This window comes from Brasilonema angustatum, from assembly GCF_059505445.1.
Genome location: NZ_JCACKO010000052.1, coordinates 20,009 through 35,148, shown reverse-complemented (window position 1 = coordinate 35,148; position 15,140 = coordinate 20,009). Strand labels below are relative to the sequence as shown.

Genomic DNA, 15,140 nt, shown 5'->3' with positions numbered 1-15,140 from the left:
TATCTCAATCACTGTAAGGCTTTTGGGTTTCGCACCGCGAACTAGTCTAAAGTCCGGATGTAAAACACTACTGTTATACAAAAGATATAACAGCAGTGTACTACACAATTGTTATACAGAATGTGTACGATATAGTTATACGATCTATACAACAATTCTGAAAAAGCCTCAACTCAATTTCAGATTCAGTGCTGAGGTGGTGCCTTTGCGAAGTGATGAGAACAATCGGGAACGAAGGATGTTTTAGAAGACAAAGTGAGTTTCAACAAATTACCACATTATTTCCAAACAGACTCGCTAGTATCATTAAATAATACAAAAGGGGTCTTCGTGTATAGAATGCTTTACCTTAAAATAGTAACTGAAGGAGAGCTTGTCATGAAGTACTTAAATAAAAAGCAATGGCTCTTAACTTTATACTCTGGAGTATTTATGAGCTTATCTCTTACAACAGTAGCACAAGCACTGGAGCCACAGGTTGAGATTGCTCAGGTTGTTTCTAGTCCTATATCACCAAACAAACCGGTGTCAAAACTTGACCGCAAGCTGCCGAAAATTTTCCCTATGGCTGAAGCAAAAACACAGAGCGCTTCTAAGTTCCCTCTACCACCCGACGATCCTGCCGCGCAACTTGATCCGAGTTTGTTGCATGTTCCCCCTAAGCCTGAACCTAAAGCAGACGGCGTAACAACGACAGATACTCAAACACCTAGGCAAGAGGTTAGTTATGACGTGAAAACAGGTTCTGTTCAAGTTGGTGCAACAAAGCCAGTAACTTCCAATTCGACACCGCGCATGATGACTCCCTATGTTGGAGGTGATTCGAGGGTTATACCTGAGTCTTCAGAAATTGAACATCCAGATAATTGAGGCTAATGGCAGCACTCTCTGAGCTAAATGTGATTATTAAATCAGGGGACTGAGAACATTCTCAATCCCCTGATTTTTCCTAGCAAAAGTTGGGGTTCCTTAAACAACGCAATAATGTTGAGCAGACCAAAAAGCAAGGAAATTCTGATTAGTTACCACTTGAGATCCAGGCTTGGATATCGTTATATTTGGCAGAATCAATTCGGGTACCACCGTTCGCTGTAACGTCAGCTGTTACATTTGTCGTATTTACACCAAAGACATAATACTGATCGTTGACAATACGATAGATTCCACTACCACTTTGACCATCATACATGTCGATTGTATAGAAAAGGCGCTGGGCTGTTGAACTCAGAATCGGACCGTAACTATAGTAGAGTTTTACAGGGGGGTTGCCTTTATCCCCAGGATAGCCTGCTATGTAGGCTATCACACTATCTACTGATGGATAGTAGGCAAGGCCTAACCAACCGACATTGTTACCAATACTCTGATTGAGAGTGATGAGGGCAATGTCATAATTCAAGTCTCTATTCACAGTCCAGTTTGTATAGCTCCGAATGTTGGTTGAAGAAAAAGAGCCATAAGGTTTGTAAGTTCCATTTAAACCAGGAATAACCTCGACTTTAGCAAACCCACCGTGACTAGGGTCGTGTACACAATGACCTGCTGTTAAAACATATTTAGCACTGATCAGGACTCCTGAACAAAAAAACATACTTCCATCAGGATAGGTGATGTAGAGTCTGGTCATCGCCCGCCAAGGGTACACTGTCGTATCATTAATCAGAATGCGATCATCGAAACCAATAACAGATTGAGGTGTAATACCTGAGCTTGAGCTTTTTTCTGGTTTTGCTACTGAGTTAGGGGCTGAACCTAAACTAGGCTTAATTCCATCTGAAGAAATAAGTGGGACAATAGTCTGTGGGGGTTTGGTAGGACCTATTTGGACAATACCAGTGTTGGTATTGTAACTAACCTCTGTAGTGCCAGAATTAGTTGTGTCTATATGACTATCTAGAGGGGCTATCTTCTCAGGAACATTTTGTAGTTTCGGATCTAATTTTGCTGCTGGATCATCAGGAGATAATGCTCCGTTATGTAATGGAAGCGGCTCTGATTGAGCGCGTACAGCAAATAATCCAACTAGTGCGGAAAAAACCAAGCAAGCGGACAATATCTGGTACAGTTTAGTACTCATTGGTGGAAGCTCCTGGAATTCCTGTAAGGGAAAATGCACTTAATAGTCACCGTGCCAATTCGGGATTTTTGTACATTAATAAATATTTGCGTAAATTTCTTTAAGCTGTTAACATTTACTACAGTTCAAATCCGAACTGTAGTAATTTGTGATATCGATTTTTCGTTTGCGTGAAAAACCACTAGGTGAATGGCGATTGGGTTTTAGCCCACAGCACTTTGCGCAATCCCTATATCAAACCCCCTTGAGATGTAGTAGGAGATTGCAATAGAAATGGCTGGTAATATAACTTTACCAACAGAGTAAATATGCAAACCTTTTTTGTTTTTTAAAAATCAAATAATTTCTTAACTTACAAAGAACCTTTTTGGTACGATGCCCTCCGTAACACACATTCATGTATATACGAAAATTATTGTCACATATAGTGATTATCAAAATCTACCAGTAAATAAGACAAATTTTACAAGTCAATCTTAAAATAGAGTGATCGCACTTTCTTGTGCAAAAAAATTACACAATCTAAAGCCTGTGTTTGTTCCACAAGGGAAGGAGAGCGATCGCTTTTTCTTGCTTAACGGGACTTAAACATTTTTGAGTGAAAAATAAGCTTCAAACCCATGTATGGTAAGGGAAATACACCAAATTCTCAAAAGCGCAAACCCAGATAGATCAACAAACCAGACAAAACGATGTCAAAGTCTTTATGTATAAAGACTTTGAGGCTTTTTTATGGGTGTTTTTTGTCTAAGTCCCGATAGTAGGTTGCACAAATCGCTTAATTTCACCACACGCAATATAAGACTTGCCATCAGGTGCTGTTTTGATTTCATCAACAACGTAAAGCATTCCTTCCTCACGAACGGAGCGGGGAAAACGCATGTTCCAATCCGGTTCATATCCATCAGAAACCACCCTAGCACGTAGCTTGCTGCCATCTTTGACACACTGAACTAGAATGCCGTCCTTCGTAGTGTCAGTTGTGGGGAGGTCGGCTGCACTGGCAGGACCTTTGGAAGCTTTGCCTGTGCTAGCTGACCTCGATTGCCTATGGGCAACGAAGATATCTGCTTCACCAGGTTGAGCAAAACGGGTGATGTTGCCGTTTACACGGTAGAAACTGCTATCGCTTGAGAGTTCCAGTCCTTCAACGACATAGCGTGCTCCTTCGGCACGAATGGCTCGGGGAAACTGGACGTTCTTGCTTGAATCATAACCCTCGGACATCACTTTTACTCGCAGCTTACCCCCTTCACGAACGCAGTACAGTTCCACACCAGAACCGACTTCATTCACAACTGGCATCGCGTACACTTCATCGCCAGCAGTGACACCGCGACCCACCAAATCGCTGCGATTGCGCGTCATTGTCTGGTAAGTCTGATCCCGCAGTTCTTTACGTCCGGCATTGCCCAGAGCTTTTTGGGCGATCCGACCCGCGAAATACTCCAGCTGATCTATCTCTTCAGCAATTTCAAAATTCTCATTCAATCCTTTATCCCGCAAATCTTGCACAACCGCACGCAGGATTTGCTCAGCTTCCTGATGTCTGCCATGTTCAGCTAAATCGAGGGCAGTTTCTTTGGCTTTAGCAATGGTGAGGCGGCTCAGTTCAAGGATGATACGGCTTGTAGAGGCAAGAGCTGCTTCCTCAACGGTGCCAACTTTGGCAATGATATCTGCTGTGCCTGACACGCTTTGAATCAAGTCGTCTTGAACAACATCAGCGCTGTAATGCAGCTTCATCACAGGTAAGGAGCCAATTTGAGCAGAAGATATCAGCAAACTCAACCCCAGAAGTTTGTCTTCACCCTCGTAAAGTTCTCCCAACGTAATGACAGCAAGACCCGCCTCATTCTGGCTGACTTTCGCAAGACTTAAAGTATCAACGAGACTGACACCATCAGCCAATTCAAGTGTCAGGTTGAGGTTCTGTCCCACTACTGCCCTCAGAGAATCTAGCTCAATGCTAAACACTTCTGTTGCTTCGTCAATACTCTGAATGAAGTAGAAGTTGCCGTTGGCAGCCCTTGCCATACCGATCAGGAGATCTTCATTGAAACCCTGATCAAAACCTAAGGTAGTTGTAGTGATGCCTTCCTCAGCTTTTTGCCCTGATGTGGCTGTGAGTACCTTGGGGTCTTGAATGCCCATATTAGCATGACCATCGGTTAGCAGCAGAACACGGTTTATTTTTTGCGGATCAAGTTGCTTCTTCACATGTTCGCAGCCTTTAAGCCATCCGCCGGATAAGTTGGTAATACCACCGGCTCTCACCTTGCGTATGGAATTTTTCAGCGCGGCTTTGTCAGTCACTGGCTGGGGTGGCACAACACTGTCCACTTCATCGTCGTAAACAACCACTGAGAGAATGTCGTCTGGCTCAAGTTGATCCACCACAGATTCAGCAGCTTTGAGTGCATGATGCAAGGGACCACCTGCCATAGAACCTGAGCGATCAATGACAAGAGAAAGGTTAAGGTTACGTCGGGGAGATTCAGCTATGTCAGCACGAAAACGCAGCAGAATATTAGTCTTTAATGAAGATCCTGCAGGTAGGATAGCTTGGTCAAAGTCGTAACTTGTCTTGATCATTTTGTATATCCCTCCAAGTTGTCTGTGATAAGCCGCAAGCTTTATAATGCCGGGACAACCAGTGCTCTCTTTATTTTAATATGAAATCAGTGTGTCCAGTGTGAGTAGGGGTAGTTCAAGTAAACTTTTATAGCTTTTGTATCTGAGAAATTTAATTGCCACTTGATATCTGACTGGACTTTGGACATTCTCGCCATTATAGCCAGTTAAGAAAGTGCGGTTTCGTGGATCAAACGCAATCACCTTGTTGCTTTCAGAAAGAACCGTTAGAATTTCGGATAGGTTACGAGAGTGATGGTAATTGCTTAATCATTAATTGAATGAAAACTGACAACACCGCCCGGGAGATCCGCGCGGGAGCAAGGAGATAAGACGCAGATGGTGGAGATCTTGTTCGTGCACGGCGCATTCGTCCGGGATGGCGCATGGTGGTGGCAGTCGGTCGCCGAGCGAATCCATGAGCAAACCGGCACGGTGAGCCGGGCGGTCGAGCTGCCGTCCTGCGGCGAGGGCGCTATGCCCGGCGCCGCCGATCTGCTCGAAGACGCTCGGGCGCTGCGCGCCGCACTCGATGACGTGGACGAGACCGTCGTCGTCGGGCACTCCTACGGCGGCACGGTCATCGCGGAGGGCGCCGACCACCCTGCCACTCGCCACCTGGTGTACATCAGCTCGTACCTGCCGGACGTAGGGCAGTCGCAGGCCGACATCATGAGCGGCGAGCAGAACCCGGTTGGGCTTGCGCTGGGCGACGACGGCACAGTCCGCCTCGCCGGCTACACCGCCTCGTCGTTCGGCGACCGCTTCTTGCAGGATCTGACAGACGAGGAGACCCGAGCCGAGGCGTGGGACCGTCTCACCGCGCAATCGGTAGGTGCCTTCGGGACGCCGACGACCCGAGCGGCGTGGCGGGGCAGGCCCTCGACGTACCTCGTCTGCACGGAGGACCGCAGCACCTCCCTCGCCCTACAGCGCTTCCACGCCGGCCGGGCCACCCGCTCGATCGACCTTGCCACCGGCCACCACCCGTTTCTGTCCCGCCCCGACCTTGTGGCCGAAGAGCTCATCCGAGTGCTACACACCGATTGACGGCACGATGATGATCGGCGAGCCAGCGACCAGCGCCTTCGCGCTTCCTTAACTACTTAAGCCATGCCATCAATCAGTTTCTTGTTTTTCTTAGAGCGTGAGCCATAAAGGTGCGCTGAAAACAAGGCTGCAAGCGATCGCTTAACAAGCGTGCTATTCAATTAATGACCCATAGGAGCCTTCGCACCTGCACCCCCTTTACCCAAGAACATCAGCAATACTAAGGAACAGAGGAAGACAATGCCGACAAAATGAAAGATATCTGCATAGGATAAAATTGCTGCTTGCGTGCTGACCAATTGTTTCAGGCTTGCAAACGCCTGTTGTTGAGCCGTTGTCGCATCTGAGCCTCGGCTCTGAAAAACGCCAGTCAACGCATCAAGGCGTTGCTGAGTTTCTAAATCGTAAGGAGTTAACTTTGCCAGCAGTACTGCTGAGTGGAAAGCTTCCCGTTGCTCCAACATGGTTGTCAAGATTGCAATCCCAATACTGCCACCTAACTGACGAGTAAGATTATAAAAGCCGGAACCAGCAGAGACATCCTTTTTGGGCAATGGAGCTAAAGTTGCCAAGCTTAATGGCAAAAACATGAGAACCGTCACAGCTCCCCGCCAAACTAGAGGCCAGAATAAATCATCGGCACCCGTTTGAGGCGTAATTTTGCTAAGGTTAAACATAACCAGTGCCGAACCAACTGCCCCCATACCAATGAGCAGGCGGGCATCCACTTTGCCGGAAATCTTACCCAGCAAAACCATGACAATCGCTGATGCTAACGCACCAGGAGCTAGTAACCATCCGGTTTGTGTTGCGGAAAATCCCAATACGCTTTGAGTAAATAACGGCACTGCAAACAGCGCACCATAAAGCCCCATGCCCAAAATGCCAGAGTAAACGCTACCCGCTGCTAATGAACGGTGACGCAATACCCGCAACTCCACCGCAGGCGCTTTTGTAGTTAATTCTCGCCAAATAAATAACGCCAGCCCAACGACACCAGTAATAGCGAGAGTAGTGATAAAACTCGATTCAAACCAATCGTCTCGTTCGCCTTCTTCTAAAACAGTTTGCAAGCTGCCGACTGCAATCGCCAATAGCCCAATTCCCCACCAATCAACGGGTTGTTGAGTTTGCTGATTTTTTGGAGGATCGGGGCGCAAAAAGAATATCGACATTGCCACTGCCACAATACCAATCGGCAGGTTAATGAAGAAAATCCATTCCCAGCCCAAATTATCAGTAAGAAAGCCTCCTAAGGTCGGACCAATCGCCGGTCCAGATATCACCCCAACTCCAAACACCGATTGGGCAACACCTTGCTCCGCAGGTGGAAACGTTTCAAATAAGATGGCTTGCGCTTTGGCAAGTAGTCCACCGCCAAATAATCCCTGAACAATGCGAGCAATTATTAAAATGGGCAGATTAGGAGAAAGGCCACACACCACTGAGGCGAATGTGAATCCTACCATTGAAAAGACAAAGTATTTTTTTTTACCAAAGACATCTCCTAACCAGGCAGAGAGTGGAATCAGAATAACGTTGGCGATCGCATACCCACTCACCACCCAACCGACTTCACTCACGGTTGCCCCCAATGTGGCTTGAATATCAGTCAGGGCAACGTTAACAATACTGGTATCAATCACTTCCAAAATTGCGCCTAAGGATGCCGTCAGTGCGATCGCCCACTTCAGTGGTCCTTGCACATAACCTGCGGAATTATAAGCAGAACCTTTCGAGTTTTTTGAACGAGTCGCTCGCTTTGAACGAGACGAAGAATCATCGGTTATAGCCATTGTTGATAGAAAGTTAATATAAACTGAAAGCTAAGTGATTAATATCTAGCGTTTGTGGATCTGTTTTTTGCAACAGAGGTTGTATCCACTATGACTGTGACGTTCAATCCAGGTCTGAGTTTGTGTTCTGGATCAGTATTGGAGTCAAACACTAAACGTATCGGAACCCACTGCACGACTTTATTGAAGTTCCCTGTCGCATTGTCGGGTGGGATGAGGGCAAAGCTAGATCCAGTGGCAGGGCTGATACCTGCGACATGAGCGTGAAACGTTTCTCCAGGATAGGCATCCACTTCAACGTCTGCCTTTTGCCCAATGTGTACCCGTCCCAGTGCCGTTTCCTTCAAATTCGCCTCCACATAAACCTCATCCGTCTGGAGCGGTACCACCGATAGTAGGGGTTGTGCAATCTGGACTTTTTGTCCCACCTGAGCCGTCAAACGACCGATATACCCGGTCACTGGAGCGTAAATCCTGGTGTATTCCAGTTGCTGACGTGCCAACGCTAGGGCGGCATCAGTCTGTCTCATTTGCGCTTGCGCCGCTTGCAGCTCGTCTTTCTGCACAGTTAGATTTTGCCCAGAGATTTGCGTTTCTTGCACCTGCCCCTTGGCTTGTTCTACCTGAGCTTGAGCTGTTTGAAGTTGGGCTTGAGCATTTGTGAACTCTGCCTGGGTTTGAGCAACGCTTTTCTGTGCAGCTACTAGCCCTGCTTCAGCATTTTTGTATCCAGCCTGTGCGCTATCAAACTGTTGGGCTGAGATTGCCCCTTCCCGGTAAAGGGCTTGGTAGCGACGAAAATCCGCCTGGGTTTTGTTAACCTCAGTTTGTGCCTGAGCTACATTCGCCTGATTTGTCTCAATCTTTGCCTGAGCTTGATTAACATTGGCTTGTGCTGCTTTGACAGCAGATACACTTGCTGCTAGCTTTGCCTGAGCTTGTTGTACCTGCGTGGGATTTGTTTGGCGAGTCACGCTCACAGTATCAGCCGCCTTTTGCAGTTGAGCTTTGGCGTTCGCCAAATTCGCTTCTGCTTGATGTGCTTGCAGGTTTAAATCCTGATTTTCCAGAACGATTAAGGGCTGTCCTAGTTTCACGCGTTCGCCCTCCTTGACTAAGACTTGCTGAACCGTTGCAGAAATTCTGGCAGAAACCGGCGACAGGTGTCCATCGATTTGGGCGTTATCGGTGCTGACATGGGTACTTTCAAACTGCCACCATCGCAATCCGAAGACTCCTGCAACGGCGAAGGCGATCGCACCACCTAGCAGCAGTATCCATTTTCGATGCTTACCAGATTTGTGCTGCTTGTTTTCATCAACAGCTTCATCCTCATCAATGTTTTCCTGTTGCTCGACGACAGTGTTATTAGAAGTAGCCGTATCTTCCTCTATGACTGGCTCTGTTTTCTGCTCGTTTGGTTTTAATGTTGGTTTTAATGTCGCACCATTGCCATTGTAAGCAACAGGTGGCTCTGGAGTTGAGAGATTGGTTGATTCCCCTTGCTTCATGACGACCTCGTGGGAGTGTGGAAACTCTGTGTCTTTAGACCAGAGAGGAAACACGACGCGGTTGATTTATCAACCCTTCGGCACTTTCCTGGGTAAACCGTCCAATTCTCTAAACTAGGCATACGAGTAACCATCCTTCTTGTGAATGTGTTTACAATACTTGTGGCTGATTCCTTGGATTAGTCCTTCTTTAGTTGAAATGTTAAAACTACCTGTTGCACGTGTTGCAATCCTTCCGACGTACACACCAACTTTCTTCCCGGAAGTCACAACAGCTTGAACAATATCGCCAGTTTGAAAACCAAAGTGAAACTTAGTTCTTGAACAATGACGACTGGGGAAACCATACTTGTCAGTGCGACATTGTTGACGTCTGCCGTGTCCGAAAGCTTCGAGCCGTAAAGGTTTGACACCTTTTATGTTAAGAATAGGCGTTGATTTTCCAACACAGGCAGCATCTAACCAATGAGATTTCTGCAAGTTTTGTTGACTGCGATTAAATTTAGTCAGCCCTCCTGAGCCAGTCTCAACGAGTAGACCTGTAGCCTTTAGAACTTCTAGCAATGCCCATCTAGTTGTGTTAACTGCTGCTGCATCGGCTAGTGGTCTTTTAGCTTGTTTCAAGATTTTCTCTAACCTTGTAGGGTCTTTTTTGAGAAAATCTTTGATATTTTTAGTTCCTTTCTTTACGTTGCATTTATGACAACTTAGCGTGAGGTTTGTGATTGAGTTACTACCTCCTTTAGCTCTTGGATGGATATGCTCTATTTGCAATGGGGTGTCTGTAACTCCACAGTAGGCGCACTGTCTACCCCATTTTTCTAATAAAAATTCCCGTGTTTCATAACCTGCAAGTGTGCCTTGCTGGTATTCCTTACCTTGAATATCAGGATTACGCATCAACTGCATATCAAAACGTACTAATTCTTGACTAGTCGCTTCAATTAGTGCAATCTTACGCCGCTTCTTAACCCAAGTTTTGAGATTCTCAATACAACTTTGTAAGCTAGGCGGCAACCATCCTTTAGGACGTGTTCTATTTAAGAATCTTGCTTGCCGATACCTGGTTTTGCGGTTTCTCCTACTACGTCTTAGCTGCCTTCTAGAGGTTAGCGCTTCCCTGATTGCAAAACCCCTATGCTTTAATTCAGCACCAAAAACAACCTCACCAGTAAAGTCATTGACTAAAGCAATTCCTGTGTAGTTAGCGCCAGGGTCAAGCTTTAGCCTAAGTGGTGTTACCAAACAATCGAGATGAGATTGTTTCAAAATCAAAGTAAACGGAAACCGTCTATAAATTGCTGCTTTTTTGTTCCTTAATAACTGCCTTGCTTGCGCTGGATGTATTGGGTCTAAGGGTTTTTTCTCTGAATCAATAACAAATATTTTGGACATAAAGTCCCTCCTTTCGGGTAAAGTTAGCCTTGACAATGTTTAAGGTCGGTAACTATCCAAGTAGCACTGGCTTAACCCATAGACCTGTTTAACTACTCGGTTCTAGAGCAAGGGACTGGCTACGCATCCCTTGATAGGTCTTGAACTCTTCCCCTAAACGTAGTACGCGAGGTACTTAGTCTGGTCAACTAGAGCTTCTGGCTAAAAGCTCCCGACTTCAAGTTGGGGGCTGTTGACGTTTTTCTCAAGCGATCATCCGACTACAAAATGACAATTTGATTAAATGTGAAATTTAAGAAGATAACCACTCACGCGCACCTTGGGGGGAGCACGGAACAGGCAACAGGCAACAGGCAACAGAACGACCAATCTACTTGTATTTAGTTTTAAGAATGACATATAAAGAACAGAAAACAGAATGACGAATCTATCTATTTTTAGTATTAGGAATGACATATTATTTTAGAATTCCGAAAAAACGATTGGTGATAGTTGAGGGTACGCGTGGGTCGATATAAGATTTAAGAACGCACGGCAGGTGCTACGTGTTTCCATGTTATGCAGCACAAACAACGCTCAAATCACGATCCAGTCGAGTGATAGCTTGGATTTGAAACCGATGTGCCAATGCTGCGTACAAACAGATCGACACACTCTTCGATGTAGCGATCGCGGCTATAATCCCGTGAAATCGACCAGACATGACGGCGTAGCATTCCAGCCAATAGCATTCCAGTGAATACATCCACTGCGAGGGACAACTCTACATCGGAACGGACAGTTCCACGCTCAATTCCATTGCATAGATACGCAACAAGCTTTTCACGCAAAGGTTGACCAGATTGTTGGAAGACTTGCAGGGCTTCATCAGGGTGTCGCTGAGCTTCGCCAATGAACATCCGAACCAACGCTTCATGCTCTCCAAGCATTTGATCATAAAGCTGGGCATAGTGCAGTAAATCGCGCCGCAAATCTTGCGTCCATTCATCTTGGTGGGCAAGTGTTTCTGCTATTAATCCGGTGATGTGTTCAGCAACCGCGCTCAGAAGTTGCTCTTTGCTCTGGAAGTGACGAAATAAAGTAACTTCGTTCACTCCTGCAACTCTTGCAATTTCACGAGTTGTGGCTCCAAGAACTCCTGCTGCAGAAAAAACTTCAATAGCTGCTTTGAGTAAGCGTTTACGCGTTTTTGCTGCTCCTGGTTTTAAATTAGTCATCATCAAATGACATGTAAGTGCTTACTTACATATAGTAACGCAAATCAAACAAAAAAGTCCGGGCACTCTTGTATTTGCCTTCCTATACTCTTTTTTTAATTTTGAATTTGAGCTAAGCGACTAATTCTTCCTCTACTAAAGTTGCTAGCTTTTGTGCTGCACCCGGTTCACCTCGGATACTTTGCAGCTTTGATCGAATTTCTGCTAACTTTTCTGGATGAGCAAGAAAATCTAAAACCATTTCTCCTACTTCTTGGGATTGAAGTTTACCAACTAATTCTGGTACGACCATTTCTTGCGCCCAAATATTGGGCCATGCTAGCAAACCCAATCTTCTCAGTACCAGCCAGTTAATCATCTTCGCAAAACCAGAACCAACCAAAGGCAAATTTGCTAGCAGTCCGGGCAAACCATCCCAAGATCTCATTGCATCTAGCTGTTGTGTTGGTAGCAAAACAATCATTGGTACAGCTAAAGCACCCAGTTCAGCAGTGTTTGCCCCAACTGTCGTTAGGCACAGACAGCACTGGGATAATAAGTCGTATGCAGGCGTCTGAGTCCACAGTTCGACACATAAACCTGTTCCTGTCTTCAGGAAGGGAGGCTCTGAATCAGTGCCGAGTTTTGGGACAATTAAAGAAGCACCACTAAAACCAAAGGTTTGAACAAAAGAGTTTTTCTTTGGATCGGCAAACTTAGCTAAAGTTTGTAAGTCTAAAGTCGGGGCAACAGGTATGACAAACTTGGTTTGTGGTCTCTTGCTATGGACGTATTCCGCAATTGCCAACGTTAAAGGAACCCCTTGCATCAACTTTGACGGCTTTGAACCAGGCAAAACACCAATCAGTTCGGTGCTGGGTTGTGAGTGCTGAGTGGGCGGATTAGAGGAATTTTCTCCCCAGCTCCCCAGCTCCCCAGCTCCCCCTGCTTCCAAACCCTGGGCTTCTTGCATCAAATCTCCCACAACGCTAAACTTGTGGGCAAATTTTTTAGGAACACGCTCAGCAACTGTATGTTTCATGACTCCAAAACGGTCAATCATACTGTGCCAACGTGCATCCCATTCAGCGTAAACAACGGTGCGATACCCTAGTCTTTTGCCGATGACAACGGGGAAAAACTGATCCCCGCCCAGAAAAACAACAACACCGCGCTTGTACCAGTCCCAATTTTCAAATGTCTTTCCCCAAAGCAAGAACTGCCAAAAATGTTCTGCTGACTGCACTCGGTCAACTTCAGCATAAGATTTCGCAATATCTGCTTCTTTACCACTGGAGTTTGGGCAAGGTGACAAAACCACAGAAATTCTTAATTTATTTCGGTCATCTCCCAGTTGTTGGCGTAATTGCCTAACGACTGGGCGCACCCAAGTTGTTACTTCCCCAGGACCATTTGAGAGAATCAAAATATCAGCAGTCATGAGTCATGAGTCATTGGTGAGTCCAGCGCTGCACGAGGGTTTCCCGCCGTAGGCGACGGGCGTTCCCGATAGCCGTAAGGCGTGGCGTTAGCCATAGGGCGAACCCGTAAGGGTCATGACTCATTAGTCAATGTTTGGGAGGTATTAGTTCCCAGCACCTACTAAGCCAAAGTATTAATTTTTGAACTTACCAAACGTGCCGATTCCAAAGCACCAGCCATCCATCCTTGCAAGTAGCTTAGATGCTCCCCACATAGATAAATGTTGCCATCAGGTTCGTTGAGTCTAGGATAGTACCTCTGTCGAGCCTCATCTGTGTACTCTGCCCAGGCACCCAAGTTGTATGGGATTGTTGGCCAATAAAGTGTGACACCGTTCTCAAACTCGTTTCTGTATTGAGGGTGGATGTTATTCCCTTGTTCCAGCGCTAAAGAGAGGCGTTGAGATGGAGACAGAGGTCCTACTTTGGTGTCATCAAATTGGTAATAGCCGATCATAATTCCTTTGTTAGACAGGTAACCCTCCGACGGATACCAAATCTGAACAATGTCCTGATCAGTCCAAGTAATACCACCGAAGATTTTCTCATCTTCTTCCCAAAAACGGCGTCGGAACTGCAAGCCACCTTTACCTGCTCGTGCGTAGAGAGTAGCAACGTTATCAATTGCCTGCTTTAAATCGGGAGAAAAATCCGACGGGATACCTTTGAGTACTGGCAGCGGAATGGTGCAGATGCAGTAGTCGCCTTTGATTTGTTGGTTTGTGCCTGAGCTATTGGTGTAAACGATGCTAACACCGTTAGGTGTCTTGCGAATCTCCTTGACCTGTGATTGGTAAGTAATCCTATTGCCGACTTTACGTTCAAAGGCTTTAGCTATCTGATCGATCCCACCAACCGGCTGCAGCATCGTCATCTGTTGCTGCCAATCCCATTCCTCTGCTTCGTAGTTGGCAAATCCTAACTGAATTAACGCACTCAGATCGTAAGGATCTAATTGTGTGCCTGGTTGCAAGCCAGCGCTTGGATAATTAGTAAAGCCACGTCGGCTTGAACCTTTGTAAAACAAGTCTGGAGATAAATCCCCATACGTCCGAAGAAACTCAACGAGTTTTTCTTTGTCTTGAGTTGTCAAAGGCGCGTTAATTGCATTTTGGTTAACGGCTTTAGCCAACAGTTCTGATATATAGCCACGGATATCAGTTATGGCTTCGCGTGCACGAACTTTTTTACCCGACAAGGAACCTGCATTCTGAGTGTTGTAGTAATATTCTCGTCGGTTAAGGTTTTCTTTCACCTCAACAGCAACGCCAAATTCCCTACAGTAGTCTAGTGTGACATGTTCCTGGGGAATGCGAGCTGGACCAGGATTAAAGTACAAGCCTGAATCAAATTGAACTGTCTGCGTTTGACCTAAAGTATCAGTAAACTGATCTCCACCTCGAAGCGTCCAGCACCGACCACCAGCACGTGAGCGTGCCTCCAGGATAATACAGTCATAACCAACTTTGCCTAACTCATAGGCACAAGCCATTCCTGCCAACCCTGCACCAAGGATAATAACGCGTTTGCCTCTCCCGTTAGACTGTAACCGAAATGAACCTCTTTGTGATGGACTCTGTGCAGTTGCTGGTTTTTCTAGCAAGCCCAAAGCCTTCATCGCCGCGTAGGCTGAACCACCAGACACAGCAACAGTTGTGATAAAATCTCTTCTGTTCATAGCTACTCCTCACGAGAAAACCCTGGTATCAACTATTTCTTTGGTGTTGATTAACCCTTGGGAAGGATATCAACCCCCAATTAATAACTTCTGGCTAAATAAACCTAAAGGTTATAAACTAATCGAGATTGGGACTGACATCTTGACAAAAGTATGATTATGTGAATTTTCTGAATAGAAAGTAAGCTTAAAAAGTTTTCCTTCTACATTCCTAATAGATGTCAGCAAAATCAAGTTATGCAGCTGTTCATATACAAGGCAAAAGTGAATAAGTCTAAGTAGTCATGAGTGATAAAATATTATTAAATGTGTGCGTATAGAA

10 protein-coding genes and 1 pseudogene are annotated in these 15,140 nt (G+C 45.8%); 2 read left to right on the top strand and 9 right to left on the bottom strand.

Features of this window, described 5'->3' with window-relative positions:
- Positions 1–378: 378 nt before the first annotated feature.
- The gene (locus AC5JM2_RS11710; protein WP_495835049.1) at positions 379–870 is read left to right on the top strand and encodes a hypothetical protein; all 492 of its coding nucleotides are present in this window, start codon (positions 379–381) and stop codon (positions 868–870) included.
- Positions 871–1,018: 148 nt separating this feature from the next.
- Here the strand turns inward: AC5JM2_RS11710 and AC5JM2_RS11705 are convergent, their stop codons facing one another.
- Positions 1,019–2,077, bottom strand: coding sequence for a trypsin-like serine peptidase (locus AC5JM2_RS11705; RefSeq protein WP_495835048.1), 1,059 nt, complete (start codon positions 2,075–2,077; stop codon positions 1,019–1,021).
- Between the two features lie 747 nt (positions 2,078–2,824).
- The gene (locus tag AC5JM2_RS11700) at positions 2,825–4,672 is read right to left on the bottom strand and encodes a vWA domain-containing protein (protein ID WP_495835047.1); all 1,848 of its coding nucleotides are present in this window, start codon (positions 4,670–4,672) and stop codon (positions 2,825–2,827) included.
- Positions 4,673–5,050: 378 nt separating this feature from the next.
- On the opposite strand from AC5JM2_RS11700, the gene AC5JM2_RS11695 reads away from it, so the two are divergent.
- Entirely contained in the window at positions 5,051–5,761 is a 711-nt protein-coding gene (locus AC5JM2_RS11695; RefSeq protein WP_495835046.1) for an alpha/beta hydrolase, read from the top strand.
- A 56-nt stretch (positions 5,762–5,817) separates the two neighbouring features.
- On the opposite strand, the pseudogene AC5JM2_RS11690 reads toward AC5JM2_RS11695, so the two are convergent.
- From AC5JM2_RS11690 to AC5JM2_RS11660, 7 genes and pseudogenes are all read right to left on the bottom strand, one after another.
- Positions 5,818–5,895 (bottom strand): annotated as a pseudogene (locus AC5JM2_RS11690) (IS607 family transposase); the annotation flags it as partial.
- Positions 5,896–5,922: 27 nt separating this feature from the next.
- Positions 5,923–7,557: a DHA2 family efflux MFS transporter permease subunit gene (locus AC5JM2_RS11685; RefSeq protein ID WP_495835045.1), complete on the bottom strand. Its 1,635-nt coding sequence runs from the start codon at positions 7,555–7,557 to the stop codon at positions 5,923–5,925.
- A gap of 38 nt (positions 7,558–7,595) precedes the next feature.
- Positions 7,596–9,068: an HlyD family secretion protein gene (locus tag AC5JM2_RS11680; protein WP_495835044.1), complete on the bottom strand. Its 1,473-nt coding sequence runs from the start codon at positions 9,066–9,068 to the stop codon at positions 7,596–7,598.
- A gap of 114 nt (positions 9,069–9,182) precedes the next feature.
- The gene (iscB, locus tag AC5JM2_RS11675) at positions 9,183–10,463 is read right to left on the bottom strand and encodes an RNA-guided endonuclease IscB (protein ID WP_495835043.1); all 1,281 of its coding nucleotides are present in this window, start codon (positions 10,461–10,463) and stop codon (positions 9,183–9,185) included.
- A gap of 581 nt (positions 10,464–11,044) precedes the next feature.
- On the bottom strand, positions 11,045–11,683 hold the full coding sequence (locus tag AC5JM2_RS11670; protein ID WP_495835042.1) for a TetR/AcrR family transcriptional regulator: 639 nt from the start codon (positions 11,681–11,683) through the stop codon (positions 11,045–11,047).
- 109 nt (positions 11,684–11,792) lie between these two features.
- A complete protein-coding gene (locus AC5JM2_RS11665; RefSeq protein ID WP_495835041.1) occupies positions 11,793–13,100 on the bottom strand; it encodes a glycosyltransferase family protein in 1,308 nt (435 codons plus the stop codon).
- 161 nt (positions 13,101–13,261) lie between these two features.
- Positions 13,262–14,818, bottom strand: coding sequence for a flavin monoamine oxidase family protein (locus AC5JM2_RS11660; protein ID WP_495835040.1), 1,557 nt, complete (start codon positions 14,816–14,818; stop codon positions 13,262–13,264).
- Positions 14,819–15,140 lie beyond the last annotated feature (322 nt).